The organism is Lentzea sp. NPDC059081, assembly GCF_042738015.1.
Classification (GTDB): Bacteria; Actinomycetota; Actinomycetes; order Mycobacteriales; family Pseudonocardiaceae; genus Lentzea.
Window position 1 is genome coordinate 427,366 of the sequence record NZ_JBHYGW010000001.1, and the last position, 16,367, is coordinate 443,732.

A 16,367-nucleotide genomic window follows, 5' to 3' on the forward strand; every position below is an offset into this window, starting at 1 on the left:
CCCAGCGGCCCGCCGCTAACTTACCGAGATGTGCGGATCCTGATCTCGGCGGACATGGAAGGCGCCACCGGCGTCACGTGGACCGGGGACGTCGTGCCCGGTACCGAGCAGTGGCAACGGTTCCGGCGCCTGCTCACCGGTGACGTCAACGCCTGCGTCACCGGTCTGGTCGCGGGCGGCGCCACCGAGGTGCTCGTCAACGAGGCCCACTCCTCGCAGCGCAACCTGCTGCTGGAGGACCTCCACCCCGCGGCGCGGCTGCTCACCGGCCGCCACAAACCCCTGTCGATGATGCAGGGCGTCCAGGAGGACGTGGCCGGCGTGGTGTTCCTCGGCTACCACACCGGTGCCGGCGCCCCCGGCGTGCTCGCCCACACCTACCTGGAGAACTCGATCACCGGCGTGTGGCTCGACGGCGTGCCCGCCTCCGAAGGCCACCTCAACGCCGCCCTGGCCGCCGAGTACGGGGTACCGGTGCTGCTCGTCACCGGTGACGACCTCACGTGCGTCGAGGCCGCCTCCACCTACGCGCCGTCGGTCGAGTTCGCCGTGGTCAAGGACTGCGTGTCGCGGTACGCGGCCCTGTGCCTGCCGCCCGCCGTGACCGCCGAGCGGATCACCGCCGCGGCCCGCAGGGCGATGGCGTCGGCCGGGCCGGTGCGGCCCCGCCTGACCGCGCACCGCATCGAGATCGAGTTCGACGCCAGCCAACTCGCCGACGCCGCCGCCGTCGTGCCCACCGTCGAGCAGCTCGACGTGCGCCGCGTCGGGTTCGACGCCGAGTCCATGACCGACGCGATGAAGGCGTTCAAGGTGGTCACCTACGTCGCGGCCGGGGCGATCGAGGGCATCTACGGCTGAAACGTAGGGTGGCGGGCATGACGCTGGACGTGGCGCAGCTGTGCGCGGAGCTCATCCGCTTCGACACGACCAACCGCGGCGGAGGCGACTCCGCGGGCGAACGCGAGGCCGCCGAGCACGTGGCGGCGGTGCTGTCCGACAGCGGCGTGCACCCCACGTTGCTCGAACCCGCCCCGCGCCGCACCAACGTCCTCGCCCGCGTCCCCGGCACCGACCCCGCGCTGCCCGCCGTGCTCGTCCAGGCCCACCTCGACGTCGTGCCCGCCGACCCCGCCGAGTGGAGCTTCGACCCGTTCGCCGGGGAGGTCCGCGACGGGTTCGTGCACGGCCGCGGCGCCGTCGACATGAAGGACATGGCCGCGATGACGCTGGCCGTGCTGCACCGCTGGCACACCGAGGGCCGCCGCCCGCGCCGCGACGTCGTGCTCGCGTTCGTCGCCGACGAGGAGGACCAGGGCGTCCACGGCGCACACTGGCTCGTCGAGCACCACGCCGCCCACTTCGCCGGCGTCCAGGCCGCGATCAGCGAGTCCGGCGGGTTCTCCTACGACGTCGACGGCGTGCGCCTCTACCCGGTGGGCACCGCCGAGCGCGGCACGTCGCACATGAAGCTCACCGCCACCGGACGCGCCGGCCACGGATCCCGCCGCAACGACCAGAACGCCGTGACCGCGCTGGTCACCACACTGGCGCGGATCGCCGCGCACGAGCACCCGGTCCGGCTGACCCCGACCGTCGAGGCGTTCCTCGTGGAGACCGGCAAGGCGCTGGGCGTGGAGGTCGACCTCGACGACGTCGACGCCACCATCGCCCGACTCGGCCCCGCCGCCAAACTCGTCGAGAACACCGTGCGCTGCTCGACCACCCCGACCATGCTGCAGGCCGGGTACAAGGTCAACGTCATCCCCGGCACCGCCACCGCGCAGGTCGACGTCCGCACCCTGCCCGGCACCGTCGACGAGCTCACCGCCACCATCGACGCGCTGCTCGAACCCGGCGTGAACCGCGAGTTCCTCGAACACCAGCCGGCCGTCGAGGCGCCGATCGACACCCCGTGGTTCACCGCCATGGCCGACGCGCTGCGCGACGAGGACCCGTCCGCCGCGGTCGTGCCCTACTGCCTGGGCGGCGGCACCGACGCCAAGGCGTTCAGCACGCTCGGCATCGACTGCTACGGCTTCTCGCCGCTGCTGCTGCCCACCGGCTTCGACTACCGCGCCATGGCCCACGGCGTCGACGAACGCGTCCCCGTCTCAGGCCTGGAGTTCGGCGCCCGCGTGCTGGACCGCTTCCTGTCGAGCTGACCGCTGCCGGGCAGCACGGCGGTCGGCGAGCTCCTGCACGGCGCTGGGCAGCGTGGTCTCGAAGTCGATCAGCTTCGCCCACGTCGGCGTGACCACGATCCGCACCATGCCGTCGTAGAGGCTGCGCACCTCGCGTTCCCACTCCACGCGCTGCTCGGCCGTCATCTCGTAGCTGCCGTTCATCTGCAGGTACTCGTCCGGGATGCCGTCCACGACGTCGAGCTCGACCGTGCCGCGGATCAGCAGGATCTTCGGCGGGTGCGACTCGGTGTCGATCGTCAGCGCCACCGCCGGGTTCGCCTTGAGCGCATGCAGCTTCGGGGCGTTCTTCGACGTGCACAGCACGACCTCCGTGCCGTTCCACGCGAACGCGATCGGAACCGCCCTCGGGGTCCCGTCCTTCGCCACGTACGCCAGCCTGCACAGGTCGCGGTGCAGCAGCTCCCGGCTCAGCGGCTGGGACAGGACCTCGGCGATCTCGCTCTGCGTCATCATGTCCCGGGGACGGCGCCGCCCCGAGGTTCTCGACACGCTCCGCTCAGGATTTTTGAAGATCTTCCTGACGGGCCGGCAACGGCAGCGGCATCGCGGGCAGCCCGTCGATGCTCGCGTTGTTGTACGGCTTCTTGTCGGTGTACTCGCGGAACTCCTCGTCGGTCTTGCGGCCGAAGTAGTCCGCGTGCAGGTCCCGCTCCGACCGGTAGTCCATGAACGGCACCGCGAACCCGCACGTGTCGCTGATCAGCTCGGCCGTCACCACGATCACGGCCCGCACCGCGGGCCCGTCCGCCTCGCCGAACCCCGCCACCAGCTCCCCGAACCGCGGGTCGTCGCGGAACACCGGCTCACCGCGCCCGTGGACGCGCACGATGTTCGGCGGCCCCTCGAACGCACACCACATCAACGTGATCCGGCCGTTCTCCCGCAGGTGCGCGACCGTCTCGGCGTGGCTGCCGCCGAAGTCGAGGTAGGCCACCGTGCGGTCGTCGAGGATCCGCAACGTCCCCTGCCGGCCCTTGGGCGAGAGGTTGACGTGACCGTCCCCGGCCAGCGGAGCGCTGGCCACGAAGAACACCTTCTGGTTCTCGATGAACTCCCACAGCCGCGGCTCGATGCGCTCGTATTCCTTGCCCATGCTCCGCAGTATCGATCCGCGCACGGCCGTCTGTCAGCGCGATTCCCAGGAGGTGAACGGCCTCACGCCCGCCCCGACGCCTCCCGCGCCACCTGCTCCACCCGAGCCCGGTAGGCGGCCCAGTCCTGCTCGGGCAGGTTCGTCCCGCCCTGCCGCAGCCCGGCCTCGCCGTCGATCTCCTCCCGCAGGATGTCCGCGTGACCGGCGTGCCGGTTGGTCTCCGCGATCATGTGCACGAGCAGCAGGTGCAACGTCACGTACTTGCGCTCCTCCGGCCACCACGGCACCACACCGGGCGCGTCCAGCGGCAGCTCGGTGATCACCGCGTCGGCGAACTCCGCCACCCGCCCGTACAGCGCGAGGATCTCCTCACGGGTCTCCGCCGCGGTGGCGTACATGTCGCCGTTCGGGTCGTCGTCGTCCAGCCACGGCAGCTTCTCGCCGAACGAACGGCCCATGCAGTCGCCGAAGTAGCCCTGCTCGGTGCTCGCGAGGTGCTTGATCAGCCCCAGCAGGTTCGTGCCCGTCGGGGTGAGCGGGCGGCGCACGTCGTACTCCGACAGGCCCTCCAGCTTCCAGAGCATGGTCTCGCGGGCGACGCGGAGATAGCGGTGCAGGTCGGCTTTGGGATCTGAGGCCATGCGCTCACCCTTTCAGACGCCGGGCCGCGACGACCGCGAATTTCCGCGACCGGGCGTGGCAGCCCCCGTCAATCGCCCACCGGGGAACGTCAGCCGGCATCGCCTCCAGCCAGCGGACCGCGAACCCCAGCCCGTCGGCCACCTCGGACACGGTCGGAAACCCTGACAGCGCCCGCACCGCCCCGGCAGCGGCGAGATCGGGCACGTGGTGCACGACGGTCGACATCCACGTCCAGGAACCACACCCCGAACGCCCGCACGAACAACCCCGTCCCGGCCCCCAGGTCGAGCACCGTCCGCCCGCCAACGAGATCTCCCGGGCCTCCCGGAACGCGGAGGCCCCCACCGAGTCACAACGCCTCATCCCACCAGGCAACCCCATACGGATGGCGGGATGACAGTGGGGCTTCACACCCACTTCACTTGGCGGAGCCATGTCCTGCCGTGGTTCGAAAGGGTTGCCCTGCATGCGAAAGAGCCATCTCAGACCCCTGATCGGGGTAACCGTCGCCGCGAGCGTCGTGTTCGCCATGGGAGGCGTGCCGACCGGCGCGGCCCCCGGCGCCGAGGAGACGTCGACCAACTACCAGGTCGGCAACGTCCGCACCGCTGAACAACGCAGCAAGCTCGCCAAGTCCGGTGCCGCGATCGACTCGGTCGAGGAGCACGGCATCGTCGTGATCACCGCGACCGAGCGCGAGGTCAAGAGCCTCAAGGCCCAGGGCTTCGAGGTCACCGAGCTGCCCAGGCGGATGGAGGCGAACTCGGCGATCGGCCCGTTCGACTTCCCCGCCGCCGACTCGAACTACCACAACTACGCCGAGATGACCGCCGAGATCGACGCGGCCGTCGCGGCGTACCCGACCCTGCTGTCCAAGCAGGTCATCGGCAAGTCCTACGAGAACCGCGACATCGTCGCGCTCAAGATCAGCGACAACGTCGCCACCGACGAGGACGAGCCGGAGGTGCTGTTCACGCACCACCAGCACGCCCGCGAGCACCTCACCGTCGAGATGGCGCTGTACCTGGTCAACCAGTTCACCACCCAGTACGCGACCGACTCGCGGATCAAGGGCCTCGTCGACACCCGCGAGATCTGGATCATCCCCGACGTCAACCCCGACGGCGGCGAGTACGACATCGCGACCGGCAGCTACCGGTCGTGGCGCAAGAACCGGCAGCCCAACGCCGGGTCCAGCAACGTCGGCACCGACCTCAACCGCAACTGGGACTACAAGTGGGGCTGCTGCGGCGGTTCCAGCGGCAGCACCGGTTCCGAGACCTACCGCGGCCCCAGCGCGGCGTCCGCCCCCGAGGTCAAGGTCGTGTCCGACTTCGTGCGCGGCCGCAACGTCGGCGGCAAGCAGCAGATCTCCGCGTCCATCGACTTCCACACCTACAGCGAGCTCATCCTGTGGCCGTGGGGCTGGACCTACGACGACGTCGCGCCCGGCCTGACCCAGGACCAGCGCGACACGTTCGCCACCATCGGCCAGTCCATGGCCGCCAGCAACGGCTACACGCCCGAGCAGTCCAGCGACCTCTACATCACCGACGGCTCGATCCCCGACTGGCTGTGGGGCACGCAGGGCGTCTTCGCCTACACCTTCGAGATGTACCCCGGCAGCGCCGGTGGCGGCGGCTTCTACCCGCCCGACGAGGTGATCCCGGCGCAGACCTCCCGCAACAAGGAGGCCGTGCTGCAGCTGCTCGAACGCGCCGACTGCCCCTACGAGGCCATCGGCAAGGAAGCGCAGTACTGCGGCGTCGACCCGCCCGCGCCGGGCAAGTACTTCGAGAACGCCACCGACTTCACCATCAACGACAACTCGACGATCACCTCGCCGATCACGGTGTCCGAGGTGACCGGCAACGCGCCGTCGACGCTCAAGGTCGGCGTGGACATCAAGCACACCTACCAGGGCGACCTGCGCGTCGAGCTCATCGCCCCGGACGGCACCGTCTACGTCCTGCACAACCGCAGCGGCGGCAGCGCGGACAACATCAACACCACCTACACCGTCAACGCCTCCAGCGAGGTCGCCAACGGCACCTGGCAGCTGCGGGTCAACGACAACGCCAACCAGGACACCGGGTTCCTCGACAAGTGGAGCCTGCAGTTCTGAGCTGAGGTGTCAGGGCGCCGGTACGCCGGCGCCCTGACGTCCGTAGTCCTTCACCGGCATCGAGTCGTGCAGCCGCACGCCCTTCGAGTTGAGCTTCGCCAGCGGCCGCACCAGCCACGACGGCAGCCGCGTCGCCACCTGCATGCCCCGCGTCAGCGCCCAGACGCCCAGCCGGGTCGAGGGGATCAGCGTCGTCGCCATCCCCAGCGCGAACGCCCTGCTGGCGTGCACCAGCTCCCGCATCTCGTCCTCGTAGCGCGCGAACGCCGTCGCGTGGTCCGGGCTCGTCGCGAGCTCACCGGCCAGCACGTACGCGCCCACCACCGCCAGGCTCGTGCTGCCACCGATCGCCGGACCGGGGCAGTACGCGGCGTCGCCGACCAGCGCCACCCGCCCGCGCGTCCAGGTGTCGGAGCGCAGCTGCGTGATCGAGTCGAAGTAGAACGCCCGATCGGTGTCCAGGTAGGACATCCACTCGTCGACCTGCGGGTGCAGGCCGGCGAACGCCTCGCGCAGCAGCTGCTTCTGCCGTGCGACGTCGCGGTGGTGGTAGGACAGTTCCGGCGAGCGGAACAGGAACACCGCCCGCGCGTCGTCCAGGTGGCGCGCCCCGTACACCGCCGCGCTGCGGCCCGGCCCGACGTGCCCGGTCATCGCACCCGGCACACCCTCCTCCCGCGGCACCGACAACACCGCCAGGTAGGCGCCGATGAACTGCTTCTCCACCTCGCCGAACACCAGCCGCCGCACATTCGAGTGCAGCCCGTCCGCGCCGATGACCAGGTCGAACGACCGCGGCGCGCCCTGCTCGAACGTCACCTCGTCGCCGATGGCCGTGATCGAGTCGCCGAACAGGTACTCGACGTCCGCGCGGGTGGCGTCGTAGTAGATCTCGCTCAGGTCGTCGCGCATGATCTCGACGTGCCGGTCAGAGGCGGCGGCGAAGATCTTCGTCGCGTCCCCGGTGATCGGTCTGCGGGTGCCCTCGCGCAGGAACGTCAGCTGTTCGGTACCGGTGGCCCTGGACTCGATCCGGGGCAGCACGCCCATCTTCTCGGAGATCGTCATGGCCGGTTGGAACAGGTCGACGGCGTGCCCGCCGGTCTTGCGCAGCACCGGTGAGCGCTCCACGACCGTCACCTCGTGCCCGTACCGCGTGAGCCACCAGGCGAGCACCGGGCCGGCGATGCTGGCGCCGGAAACGAGAATGCGCACGTCAAACCTCCTTACTTAACGGTCGGTAAGTACATGGAGGGGACTGTAGCATCGCGGCTTACCGACCGTTAAGTAAGATTCGGCACGTGCCCCGACCGTCCGACACCAAGCAGCGGATCCTGCAGACCGCCCGCGAGCTGTTCGCCACGCAGGGCGTGCAGCAGACCAGCCTGCAGGAGATCGCCGACCGCCTCGGCATCACCAAACCCGCGCTCTACTACCACTTCTCCTCCCGCGAGGAGCTGGTCCGCAGCATCGTCACCCCGCTGCTCGACGACGGCGAACGGTTCCTCACCGGCGTCGAGCAACGCGAGGACGTCCCGGCCCGCGAGCTCGTCAAGGGCTTCTTCGAGTTCCACCACCGCCACCGCAAGGACATGCTGCTGTTGCTCACCGAGCTGACCACGCTCGCCGAGCTCGGCCTGATCGACGTCGTGCTGTCGTGGCGCGCCCGGCTCACCGCCCTGGTGTTCGGCCCCGAGGCCACGCTGGAGCAGCAGGCCCGCGCGGTGCTCGCCTTCGGCGGCATGCAGGACTGCACGATGCAGTTCCCCGACGCGCCGTTCGACGAACTTCGTGCCGCAACGGTCACGGCGGCATGCGCCGCACTCGGGATCGACTGATCGGCCTCTCCCGCGTGACGCGTTCGTAGGCGAACATCACGCGATAACCCTCAGCCAGATGAGAACCGGCTCCCGAAACCGAACTAAGCTCACCTGACCGCGGGGTAGGGTCCGCACACTGAACCACCGCTGCCGGGAGTGACATGCGCGCCGTCGAGATCAGACCTGGGGTCCGGATCCGCTGGGTCGAGGTGCCGGGAGCGACACCGGCCAGGGTCTACCTGCACGGACTCGGCGCGTCGTCGGCGCCCTACTACGCGGAGGCCGTCGCGCACCCGCTGCTCGCGGGCCGCCGCAGCCTCATGATGGACATGCTCGGCTTCGGCATCAGCGACCGCCCCACCGGGTTCGCCTACTCGCTGGAGGGCCACGCCGACGCCCTCGCCGTGGCGCTCGCGAAGATCGGCCTGCGCCGCAACGAGATCATCGGCCACAGCATGGGCGGCGCCGTCGCCATCGTGCTCGCCGCCCGCCACCCCGAGATGGTGCGCTCGCTCGTCCTGGTCGACCCGCACGTCGACCCCGCCCGGCCCTCGCTCGGCGCCCCCGGCAGCCGGGGCATCGCCGCCTACAACGAGACCGAGTTCCTCACCCACGGCTTCGACCGCGTGCTGCGCGACGTCGGGCCCCACTGGGCGGCCACCATGCGCATGGCAGGCCCCGAAGCGCTCTACCGCAGCGCCGTCGACCTCATCCGCGGCACCTCGCCGACCATGCGCAAGCTGTTGATGGAGCTGGAGATCCCCAGGGTGTTCCTGCACCCCGAGGACGCCCCGCCCAGCGGCGGCCGCGAGCTCACCGCAGCCGGCGTGCAGATCATCTCCGTGCCGAACACCGGCCACAACATCATGATCGACAACGTCGAGGGCTTCGCCCGCGCCGTCGCCCAGCAGCGCCTGTCGGTCTAGTCCAGCTCGCGGCCGATCGCACCGGACAGCAGCTCGCGGGCACGTTCCACCGTCAGCGAGCCGCTGTGCCGACGTTCGCTCAACCCCTCCACCAACGCGGTGAGCCGCTCCGCCGCAGCCACTGCGTCCACGTCCGGGTTCGCTTGCCGCACCAGGGTTTCGACGTCGGCGTTCCACGCGTTGGTGGTGTCGCGCAACGTCGGCCGCAGCTCCTCGTGGAACACCGCGCTGGCCCGCAGCTCACCCCACGCGACACTGGTCTCGCGCACGACGTCGACGTCCTGCAGCTCCGCCAGCAGCATCTGCTCGACCTGCTCGCGCGGGTCGTCCGACGCCGTCTCGGTGTAGGCCTGCGCACGGTGGTTCACGTGCTCCAGCGCGGCCCGCAGGATCCCGGCGCGGTCCTTGAAGTGGTAGTAGATCAACGCCGTGGACACCCCGGCGGCCGCCGCGAGCTTCTCGACGCGCAGCCCGCGCACGCCGTCCTGCGCGATCACGCGCACCGCGGCCTCGAGCATCTGGGTCCTGCGTTCCGACAAGGTGTCCTCACCGTGGTTGCTGCTGGGTCGTGCAGTGGATGCCGCCACCGCCCGCCGCGATGCCGTCGATGTCGATCTGCACCACCGTACGTCCGGGGAACACGCGCTCCATCGTCGCCTTCGCCGCGGCGTCCGCCCGCTGGTCACCGAACCGCGGTCCGATGACGGCACCGTTGCAGACGTAGAAGTTGACGTACCCGGCCGCGAAGTCCTCGCTGTCCGAACGCACCGTCTCCGGCCCCTCGAGCACCTCGACCCGCAACAGCCGGCCGGCAGCGTCCGTGGCCGACCGGAGGATGTCGAGGTGGCGGCGGGTGACGTCGTGGTCGAACGACTCCGGGTCGGTGTCCAGCCCCGCCACCACGACACCCGGACCGGCGAACCGAGCGTAGAAGTCGGTGTGCCCGTCGGTGATGTCGCGCCCGGCGATGCCCGGCAACCAGATCACCTTCCTGACGCCGAGCAGGTGCGCGAGCTCCTCCTCGACGTCGCGCTTCGACCAGCCGGGGTTGCGGTTGCCGTTGAGCACGCAGCTCTCGGTGATGATCGCCGTGCCCTCGCCGTCGACCTCCAGCGCGCCGCCTTCGAGCACCAGGTCCGTGCGCACCCGCTCCACCCCGGCCCGCTGCGCGACGAACCCCGCGACCCGCGCGTCCCGGAGATGCTCCTGCTTGCCGCCCCAGCCGTTGAAGTTGAAGTCGACCCCACCGCCGTCACGCACGAACACCGGCCCGGTGTCGCGCATCCACAGGTCGTCGAGCTCGGCCGTGACCAGCTCGACGTTCGCCGACCCGACCAGCGACCGCGCCTGCCCCACGTCCTGCGCCCGCACCAGCATCGACACCGGCTCGAACCGCGCGATCGTGGTCGCGACCGTCGCCAGGTCACGCCGCACCTCGGCGAGGTCACGGCCCCAGATGCGCTCGCTGGCCGCGAACGCCATCCACGTCCGCGCGTGCGGCTCACCCTCGTCGGGCATCAGCCAGGTCTTGGCCGTCCCGCTCGTCGTCCCGGTGGTCCTGCCCGTGCAGCCGGCGAACAGACCGCTGATGGCGGCGGTCGCCGACTGCACGAAAGTGCGCCTCTTCATGCCGCCACCGTAGCTCTGACTGAAATTTCAGTCAAACCGAAAGGCCTGGTCAACGGCTTCAGTGGCCTTCGCTTGGCGGTTCAGCGCCTCCGCGCGGGCACCGCGGTCCAGTGAGCCGGCCGGGCCAGCGCCTCCGGCAGCGTCGTGCGGGCGTTCCCCCTCGCCGCGTTGACCTGCGGCTGCGTCAGGAACAGGCACGTGGCCAGGTCCGCACCCGACAGGTCCGCTCCCCGCAGATCGGCGCCGATCATGTCCGCCCGCGACAGGTCGGACCCCGTCAGATCCGCCCCGATCAGGTACGCACCGCGGAAGTCGGCACTCGCGAGGTTCCTGTTCCGCAGGCGAGCACCGATCAGGTCCGCGCCCCGGTACGACTTCGCACTCGTCCGCAGCCGCTCGCTGGTGCGCAGCAGCAGGACGTTGACCTTGGCCCGGACCTCCGCGACGTCGAGCGCCAGAATCTCGTCCGGCCCGGCCACCGCGTGCCGTTCGACCTCGGCGTAAGCGGCCGCCAGGTCGTCGTGCGGGTCGAGCCGCCCGGCCTCCGCGAGGTACCAGAGCAGCTCGTGCAACTGCCGGACCACGGGGAACACCGCGAACATCTTCTCCCGCTCACCCGCACGCCAGTCCACGCCGCCGAACACCGTCTGCGACACCCGCTGACCAGCACCGAAGCAGTCGTAGACCGTGCAGCCCGCATACCCCTGCTGCCGCAACCGGTCGTGGATGCCACACCGGTGGTCAGCCAGCAGGTTGCGACACGGCGTACCCGCGTCCTTGGTGGCGGCGAAATCGGCCGACCTGGCGAACGGCAGTGCGACGCAGCACAACCCGAAGCAGTTGGCGCAGTCGCCCTTGAGCTCGTCCATCGCCGCTCAGGATACGGTGCGCGACCTCCGTGCCTTGAGCTGCGCGCCGAACTCCTTGCGGTCGGTGAGCTCGACATTGCGGTGCGGGGTGACCTGCGATGCCAGTGCGCGCATCTCGTGGATGTGGTCCTCGCCCACCTTCCACAGGCCCGTGACGTCGGCCGCGGCAGCCTCGTTGGCGCACAGGAGCATGTTGCCCGCACGGTCGAGTGACACGTCCGCCACCACCGAGTCCCAGTTCTGCTGCTGCCCGCCGGTGCCGTGCAACGCGATGTCGTAGTCACTGTCTTCGACGATCGCCTCAGCGATCGCGAGCATCGACCTCAGATGGCCGCCGACCGCGTTCACGCTGGCTGTGAGCGCCGCCGGGTTCGTGATTGTCGTGGCACCGGCCAGATCGGCATGCCGGCGGGCCAGGTCCTGCCGGTGCGGCTTGAGGGCGTTGGCCTCCTGCGACAGAGGTGCGCACGCCGCGGCCATGTCGGACGACGCGCGCCCCGCGTCGAAGTACATGGTCGTCGCGAAGAAGTGCTGGTCCGCCGGTAGTGCGGTCAGCACGGAGCCGATCTCGGCCCGTACCGCGTCGATGTCGACCACCTGGGCGGCCAGCGCGTCGACCGCCGAGTTCAGCGGAACCTCCGCCGTGCGCGCCCAATAGCCGAGAAAGGCGACTTTCTGCAACGCCCGCAACATGGGCGGGTCACCATGCTCGAACTCGAACTCGAACTCGTTCTCCCGCCAGTAGGCAAGACTCTTGTCCTGGGCGAAGGCCCTCTCGGACGGCTCGCGCGCGTCGGTCTTGTCGTGGTGCTCGCCGACGATGTTCAGCTTGCCCTCGGTGACCGCGCGCTGCACGGCCCGGTTTCCCGCCAACGCCTGCAACGCGAGCAACGCCTCGGGCGACGGTTTGTGAACACCCACCACGAACCTCCTGTGCGCCGTTCAGTCCAATGCTGCTGAACTGTTCGGCGTCAGGACAAGACCGATAGCACTATCGGCGCAACGCCCGCAGCTCCGCCGTCGCCTCATCCAGCTGCCGCTCGGCCCGTTCCGCCCGCGTCACCGTCTGCGCCCTCGCGTCCTCGACCACCGCCAGGGTCTGACGTACCGCCGCCACCTGCTCAGCGGCTTCCTGCCGCACCAACGCAAGCCGCCCCTCGAACTCACCCCGAGCCCGCTCCAACTCCGCGCGCGCATCGGCCGCCGTCTGCTCAGCCCGTTCCGCCCGCACCACGGCCTGGTCCCGAGCCTTGGCCGCCCGACTGACGGTCTCCGCCGCCTCCTGCCGAGCCGTCTCCACCTGCCCTGCGGCCTCGACCTTGACCTGCTCAGCCGCCTCACCAGCAGCCTTCGCCTCAGCGCGGGCCCGTTCCACCACCGCCCGAGCCTCCGCCCGCGCCTCTTCCACTTCCTGCGCAGCCTGCGCACGGGCGTGCTCGATCTCCTTGGCCGCCTGCCGCCGCGCCTGCTCGGCGTGCTTCACCGCATCGGCCTTGGCCTGCTCCGCCTCAGCCCGAACCTCCTCGACCACCGCCGCAGCCCGCACCCGAACCTCGGCCACCTCCGCCTCAGCCCGCTCACCGGCAACCCGGGCAGCCTCCACAGCCTCGTCCCGCGCCGACAACGCCGAGTCAGCAGCCTCGTCCGCTTCCTCCGCCGCCCGCACCGCCTGCTCGGTCATCTCCTCGGCAGCCTTGCGAGCCGTCTCCGCCTCATGCCGCCGCCGCTCCGCCGCCGCCACCTCGGCCTGCGCCTCCGCAACCCGCCGAGCAGCCTCCGCCTCGGCCGCCTGAACGAGACTCTCGGCCACGCTCGGATCCGCCATCGCGTTCAGCTCGCCGACAGCCCGCCCGAGAGTCACCGTCATCTGCTCCGACAGCACCCGGAACCGGTCGAGGAGCTCTTCAGCCCTGATCTTGGCGGTACCGGAGACCCTCGGGAGATTCGTCACGGTGACGACCTCCAGGTTTTGCTCGGGACTCTCCGCCAGTCGCTGGCGTTCCCTCCACGCCCGCCACCGCGTGTGCTCCGGCAGGTCGCAGTACTCCGAGGGTCGACCAGGCCCGCCACCTCGAAGAACAGGGCGTTCACAGCCGGGGAAGTTGCAGCTCGTCTCCACGGCGATATCGTAGCAGAATTACGTGTGCAGTTACGTTATCCAACGCAACGCTACCCAATGAGGCGAGAAAACGCTGGCCGCCGATAAGTGAACGTTATCGGCGGCCAGAGGTAGGGAGTTTTCTGAAGAGCCGCGCCGGGGACGACCCCCCTCGACGGCTACGCCTGCGACGGCGACTCGCGGTGGACACCGGCGAGTTCCTCGCCTACCTGGCGGGTGACCTCAAGACCGACCTTCGGGCGTATGTCTTCCGCCTGGAACAAGGCCGCTACCCCGGACTTCGGCGACCTGCTCCCCGATCTCTGAAGGTGCCCGTATTCGGGGCAGGTACAGGACGACGATGGGCGAGACGATGAGGTGGTGACCAAGACAGGAGTGCACGACCTCGGCGGGTTCCTGCGCAGCCGGCGCGAACGCCTGACGCCGGAAGGGGCCGGCATCGATCCCGGCCCCGCCCATCGGCGGGTCTCAGGACTGCGCAGGGAGGAACTGGCCGAGCTCGCCGGGGTCAGCGTCGGCTACTACACACGACTCGAGCAGGGCATCAGCGCCAGCGCGTCGGGCGCTGTCATCGACGCGCTGGCCGCGGCGTTGCGCCTCGACCCCGCCGAGCACGACCACCTGCGGATACTCGCCACGCCACGACGGCCGACTCGCCCTCGTGCCCGCAGGAGCAAGCTGAGGCCCTCGGTTCGTGACCTGCTGGCCGTCCTCCCCGCCACAGCGGCGATAGTGATCGATCACCGCGCCGACGTTCTCGCGTGGAACGGTCTCGGTCACGCACTGCTCGCCGGGCACGTCGACCTCGACGCACCGGACGCGCGGACACGGCCGAACATCGCGCGAATGCTGTTCCTCGACCCGCACCACCGAGCGCTGTACCGCGACTGGCATGGCAAAGCGCAGGTCACAGTCGCGGCCCTGCACCAGGCGGCCGCGCGGCACCCGGCCGACCCGGAACTGGAGCAGATCGTCGGCCGGCTCGCCGTCGACAGCCCGGAGTTCGCGCGGATGTGGGCGCGACGGCCGGTCCGGACCTGCTCGTACTACCTGCGGGAACTCGACCATCCTGTCGTCGGGCGCCTGACCCTGGCGAACGAGACCGTCACCCTGCCCGACGACGACCAGCAGATCGGGCTGTTCTACGCACGTCCCGGCACCCCGGACGGCGACGCTCTCACCCTGCTCGCGCAGAGCGTGCGATGAGGATCGTCGTCATCGGCGGAGCGGGCACCATCGGACGACGGTTGGTCCCCGCTCTGCGATCGCGCAACCACGACGTCGTCGTGGCCGGACGCACCTCGGGCGACGTCCGCGTCGACCTGGCCTCCCACGCCACGATCGAGGCCATGTACCGCGAAGTCGGGCCGGTCGACGGCGTCGTGAGCATCGCCGCGCACGGCGCGCTCGACGAGTTCGCGACGTTGACCGCGGAGGAGCTGCAGGAGAACATGCGGGCCAAGTTCTTCGGGCAGGCCGACCTGGTCCTGACCGGCCAGCACCACGCCGCCGACGGCGCCTCCTTCACGCTGACCTCCGGCATCTTCGCCGACCAGCCGTGGCCGCACGTCACCGGCGGCGGCGCCATCAGCGGTGCCCTGCACAGCTTCACCCTGTCGGCCGCCGTCGAACTACCGCGAGGCATGCGGATCAACGTCGTCAGCCCCACGATGATCGGTGACTCCGTCGACGCCTTCGCCGGACACTTCCCCGGTATGCGCCCGGTGCCCATGGACGACCTCGTCGAGCACTACCTGGACTGCGTCGAAGGCGACCACACCGGCCGAGTCATCCGCGCGTACGGGTGATCGTTCAGCCCGCCGGCCACGCCCGCAGCAGGGCGTCGAGGGCGTCCAGCGCCCGCAGCCACGACGCCTCCACCCCGCGCGGATGGCTGTGGAAGGCACCGGCTCGTTCCAGCGACACGTAGCCGTGGAACGTGCTGTGCAGCAGGCGGGCGGCATCGGTCTGGTCGGGTTCCCACAGGTCGTAGCCCCGCAGGATCGCGCGGACCAGCTCCGAGTACCTGTCGGCGGCGCTGTCCGAGGCCACGTCCGGGTCGAGCGCCAGCTGCGTCGCCGTGTACCGGCCGGGGTGCGCGTGGGCGTAGGCGCGGTAGGCGTGGGCGAACGCCAGCAGGGCCTCGCGGCCCGATCGGCCGCCGAGGGCTTCGGAGACGCGGTCGGCCAGCTCCGACAGGCATTGGACGGCCAGGCGGACGCGCAGGTCGTGGGCGTTGCGGATGTGCGAGTAGAGCGAGGCGTCCTTCACGCCGAAGTGGCGGGCGAGTGCGGACACCGTCACGTTCTCCAGGCCCACCTCGTCCGCCAGCTCCGCCGCCGCCTGCGTCAGTCGGTCGGCGGTGAGCCCCGCGCGTGCCATGCGTCTCCTAGGGTCATTATTGATTTGCCTAGGACCTCTAGGTAAGCCTAGCGTCCCTGGTCATGAAGCCGTTGACCGAACACGACATCCGCGCGTCCTTCGTCAATTCCACCAAGGGCGAGGCGAAGCGCATGCACGTGCCCAGGGATCTCGGCGAGCGGCCGTGGGACGACCTGGACTTCCTGGGGTGGCGAGATCCGGCCGCACCGGACCGCTCGTACCTGGTGATCGAGCTCGGCGGCGCGCTCGTCGGGATCGCGCTGCGGCGGGCGACCAAGGCCGGGCTCGCGCGCAAGACGATGTGCGCGTGGTGTCTGACCACGCACCAGAACGACGGGGTGTCGCTGATGACCGCGCGCAAGGCGGGGAAGTCCGGGCAACTGGGCAACTCGGTCGGCGTCTACGTGTGCGCCGACCTGGCCTGTTCGCTGTACGTGCGCGGCAAGAGGAGTGCCGGGCCCGGTTCTCGGTTCACGGAGTCGATCACGCTCGACGAGCAGGTCGAGCGGATGGTCTCCGGGGTGAGCGCGTTCCTCGATCGGGTGCGCTCGTAGG

General features: G+C 70.1%; 19 protein-coding genes. 8 read left to right on the forward strand and 11 right to left on the reverse strand.

Annotation, left to right across the window (positions count from 1 at the left end; all coding sequences use genetic code 11):
* The first annotated feature begins 30 nt into the window (after positions 1–30).
* Positions 31–861, forward strand: a complete 831-nt coding sequence (locus tag ACFWV3_RS02065) for a M55 family metallopeptidase (RefSeq protein WP_382407205.1) — start codon at positions 31–33, stop codon at positions 859–861.
* 17 nt (positions 862–878) lie between these two features.
* Positions 879–2,165 carry a M20/M25/M40 family metallo-hydrolase gene (locus ACFWV3_RS02070; protein WP_382407207.1) on the forward strand — a complete coding sequence of 429 codons (1,287 nt, stop codon included), beginning with the start codon at positions 879–881 and terminating at the stop codon, positions 2,163–2,165.
* Here the strand turns inward: ACFWV3_RS02070 and ACFWV3_RS02075 are convergent.
* The 4 genes from ACFWV3_RS02075 to ACFWV3_RS02090 all read right to left on the reverse strand — a co-directional run bounded on the left by ACFWV3_RS02075 (position 2,115) and on the right by ACFWV3_RS02090 (position 4,167).
* On the reverse strand, positions 2,115–2,657 hold the full coding sequence (locus tag ACFWV3_RS02075) for a pyridoxamine 5'-phosphate oxidase family protein (RefSeq protein WP_382408134.1): 543 nt from the start codon (positions 2,655–2,657) through the stop codon (positions 2,115–2,117). The genes ACFWV3_RS02070 and ACFWV3_RS02075 overlap by 51 nt on opposite strands.
* Before the next feature lie 46 nt (positions 2,658–2,703).
* Positions 2,704–3,300 carry a pyridoxamine 5'-phosphate oxidase family protein gene (locus ACFWV3_RS02080; protein WP_382407209.1) on the reverse strand — a complete coding sequence of 199 codons (597 nt, stop codon included), beginning with the start codon at positions 3,298–3,300 and terminating at the stop codon, positions 2,704–2,706.
* Positions 3,301–3,362: 62 nt separating this feature from the next.
* The gene (locus tag ACFWV3_RS02085; RefSeq protein WP_382407211.1) at positions 3,363–3,941 is read right to left on the reverse strand and encodes a DinB family protein; all 579 of its coding nucleotides are present in this window, start codon (positions 3,939–3,941) and stop codon (positions 3,363–3,365) included.
* 4 nt (positions 3,942–3,945) lie between these two features.
* The gene (locus ACFWV3_RS02090) at positions 3,946–4,167 is read right to left on the reverse strand and encodes a hypothetical protein (protein ID WP_382407213.1); all 222 of its coding nucleotides are present in this window, start codon (positions 4,165–4,167) and stop codon (positions 3,946–3,948) included.
* Positions 4,168–4,408: 241 nt separating this feature from the next.
* On the opposite strand from ACFWV3_RS02090, the gene ACFWV3_RS02095 reads away from it, so the two are divergent.
* Positions 4,409–6,067 (forward strand): M14 family metallopeptidase, encoded by a 1,659-nt coding sequence (locus ACFWV3_RS02095; protein ID WP_382407215.1) that lies wholly within the window; start codon positions 4,409–4,411, stop codon positions 6,065–6,067.
* A 9-nt stretch (positions 6,068–6,076) separates the two neighbouring features.
* Here the strand turns inward: ACFWV3_RS02095 and ACFWV3_RS02100 are convergent, their stop codons facing one another.
* Positions 6,077–7,282: an FAD-dependent monooxygenase gene (locus tag ACFWV3_RS02100; RefSeq protein WP_382407217.1), complete on the reverse strand. Its 1,206-nt coding sequence runs from the start codon at positions 7,280–7,282 to the stop codon at positions 6,077–6,079.
* Between the two features lie 86 nt (positions 7,283–7,368).
* Between ACFWV3_RS02100 and ACFWV3_RS02105 the strand changes: the two genes are divergently transcribed.
* Together ACFWV3_RS02105 and ACFWV3_RS02110 are read left to right on the forward strand one after the other, a co-directional pair.
* Complete coding sequence (locus tag ACFWV3_RS02105) at positions 7,369–7,905, forward strand: TetR/AcrR family transcriptional regulator (protein ID WP_382407219.1); 537 nt, start codon at positions 7,369–7,371, stop codon at positions 7,903–7,905.
* 143 nt (positions 7,906–8,048) lie between these two features.
* Entirely contained in the window at positions 8,049–8,813 is a 765-nt protein-coding gene (locus tag ACFWV3_RS02110; RefSeq protein WP_382407221.1) for an alpha/beta fold hydrolase, read from the forward strand.
* Here the strand turns inward: ACFWV3_RS02110 and ACFWV3_RS02115 are convergent.
* The 5 genes from ACFWV3_RS02115 to ACFWV3_RS02135 all read right to left on the reverse strand — a co-directional run bounded on the left by ACFWV3_RS02115 (position 8,810) and on the right by ACFWV3_RS02135 (position 13,262).
* Positions 8,810–9,352, reverse strand: a complete 543-nt coding sequence (locus tag ACFWV3_RS02115) for a TetR/AcrR family transcriptional regulator (RefSeq protein WP_382407223.1) — start codon at positions 9,350–9,352, stop codon at positions 8,810–8,812. The genes ACFWV3_RS02110 and ACFWV3_RS02115 overlap by 4 nt on opposite strands.
* Before the next feature lie 7 nt (positions 9,353–9,359).
* Complete coding sequence (locus ACFWV3_RS02120) at positions 9,360–10,442, reverse strand: agmatine/peptidylarginine deiminase (protein ID WP_382407225.1); 1,083 nt, start codon at positions 10,440–10,442, stop codon at positions 9,360–9,362.
* An 80-nt stretch (positions 10,443–10,522) separates the two neighbouring features.
* Entirely contained in the window at positions 10,523–11,311 is a 789-nt protein-coding gene (locus ACFWV3_RS02125; RefSeq protein WP_382407227.1) for a pentapeptide repeat-containing protein, read from the reverse strand.
* Between the two features lie 6 nt (positions 11,312–11,317).
* On the reverse strand, positions 11,318–12,232 hold the full coding sequence (locus ACFWV3_RS02130; RefSeq protein WP_382407229.1) for a hypothetical protein: 915 nt from the start codon (positions 12,230–12,232) through the stop codon (positions 11,318–11,320).
* Positions 12,233–12,302: 70 nt separating this feature from the next.
* A complete protein-coding gene (locus ACFWV3_RS02135) occupies positions 12,303–13,262 on the reverse strand; it encodes a hypothetical protein (protein ID WP_382407231.1) in 960 nt (319 codons plus the stop codon).
* A gap of 528 nt (positions 13,263–13,790) precedes the next feature.
* Between ACFWV3_RS02135 and ACFWV3_RS02140 the strand changes: the two genes are divergently transcribed.
* Together ACFWV3_RS02140 and ACFWV3_RS02145 are read left to right on the forward strand one after the other, a co-directional pair.
* Positions 13,791–14,636 (forward strand): helix-turn-helix transcriptional regulator, encoded by an 846-nt coding sequence (locus tag ACFWV3_RS02140; protein WP_382407233.1) that lies wholly within the window; start codon positions 13,791–13,793, stop codon positions 14,634–14,636.
* Complete coding sequence (locus ACFWV3_RS02145) at positions 14,633–15,238, forward strand: short chain dehydrogenase (RefSeq protein ID WP_382407235.1); 606 nt, start codon at positions 14,633–14,635, stop codon at positions 15,236–15,238. Before ACFWV3_RS02140 ends, ACFWV3_RS02145 begins: the two co-directional genes overlap by 4 nt.
* Positions 15,239–15,242: 4 nt before the next feature.
* Here ACFWV3_RS02145 and ACFWV3_RS02150 read toward each other — a convergent pair whose 3' ends face one another.
* Entirely contained in the window at positions 15,243–15,812 is a 570-nt protein-coding gene (locus tag ACFWV3_RS02150; RefSeq protein WP_382407237.1) for a TetR/AcrR family transcriptional regulator, read from the reverse strand.
* A gap of 62 nt (positions 15,813–15,874) precedes the next feature.
* Here ACFWV3_RS02150 and ACFWV3_RS02155 point away from each other — a divergent pair, with 62 nt between their 5' ends.
* Positions 15,875–16,366 carry an FBP domain-containing protein gene (locus ACFWV3_RS02155; RefSeq protein ID WP_382407239.1) on the forward strand — a complete coding sequence of 164 codons (492 nt, stop codon included), beginning with the start codon at positions 15,875–15,877 and terminating at the stop codon, positions 16,364–16,366.
* Position 16,367: the final 1 nt, after the last annotated feature.